Raw genomic sequence first — 1,235 nt, 5'->3', positions numbered from 1 at the left:
TGTAGTGGTCAACTCATCCCGGACAGGGTTTTGAGTTTTTCTTCAGCTTTCGCCGGAGCCAGTCCATCGTTGAACTGATGAGGTCGGATCCAGTTGTAGTGGCTCATCAGGTATTGGCCAATGTCTCGTTGAGCCTGCTGCCCGGTCAGGTAGCCCGTGGTCGGTATCCACTCTGACTTCAAGCTGCGAAAGACTCGCTCCATCGGTGCATTATCCCAGCAGTTGCCTCGGCGGCTCATGCTCTGGCGAATGCGGTAGCGCCACAGTCTCTGGCGGAACTGACGGCTGCCATATTGCGATCCCTGGTCAGAGTGGAACAGGAGTCCTTGAGGCTTTCCACGTTGTTCGTAGGCGACGTCCAGCGCTTTGACCACCAGGTCTCCATCCGGCTTTTCTGATAAGGCCCAGCCAACCACTCTGCGTGCATAGAGATCCAGGACAACTGCCAGATAGTGCCATTTGCCCTGTGCCCAGACGTAAGTGATGTCTCCACACCAGACCTGATTTGGCGCTCCGACATCAAACGCTCGGTTCAAGGTATTCGGTATATCTGGCCGCTCCACTGTGGCCTTTTTGTACGCATGTGATCCTGGCTGCTTGCTGATCAACGCCAGCTCACGCATCAGGCTGCGTACCTTGAACCGCCCGATTTGCTCACCCTCTTCTTGCATCATTGCCATGAGGGTACGGCTGCCGGGCGCACTTCGACCTCGCGTGAACAACTCATTCACTCGACTGCGCAACCGTAGTCGTTCAACGTCCGGAGTGCGCCTTCTGTGACGATGTGCGTAGTAACTTGAGCGAGTGACTTCGAACACTTCGCACAAACAATCAACGGGCTCATGGTCGCTGAGCTGGCGGATCAGCGCGTACGCTCGAGATCTTCCGACATCAAGAGCGCGGTAGCCTTTTTTAGTATCGATTTCTCGCGTTCAAGGCGCGTGATCCGGGCTTCCAACTCTTGGATTTTTTGCTGCTCTGGCGTCAACGCTTTGCTGGCCGGCGTAACGCCGCCGCGCTCCTGCTGAAGCTGATTAACCCATCGGCGTAGGGCCGACTCGACCAAGCCGAGCGAACGGGCCGCTTCGGCATGGCTGTAGCCTTGATCGAGCACCAGGCAGGCAGCTTCGTGCTTGAACTCAGGGGTAAAGGTACGGCGTTGCTTGGTCATCGGACACCTCTCTGTGGCGAGCATTCTCGCCTAAATGGGTGTCCGGGGTTAGTAGACCACTACA

General features: G+C 56.6%; 1 protein-coding gene. It reads right to left on the bottom strand.

What is annotated here, in order from left to right; translation table 11 throughout:
* Positions 1-8: 8 nt before the first annotated feature.
* Positions 9-1,171, bottom strand: a protein-coding gene (locus ABE528_RS27295; RefSeq protein ID WP_346654632.1) for an IS3 family transposase whose coding sequence is annotated in 2 segments (ribosomal slippage) — positions 9-916 and positions 916-1,171 — 1,164 coding nt in all. Because the reading frame shifts where the segments join, the coding sequence is not laid out codon by codon here.
* Between the last annotated feature and the right edge of the window lie 64 nt (positions 1,172-1,235).

The organism is Pseudomonas sp. TWI628 (assembly GCF_039673865.1).
Lineage (GTDB): Bacteria > Pseudomonadota > Gammaproteobacteria > Pseudomonadales > Pseudomonadaceae > Aquipseudomonas.
The sequence above is the reverse complement of the archived record's forward strand: the minus strand, read 5'-3'. Positions and strand labels throughout refer to the sequence as shown.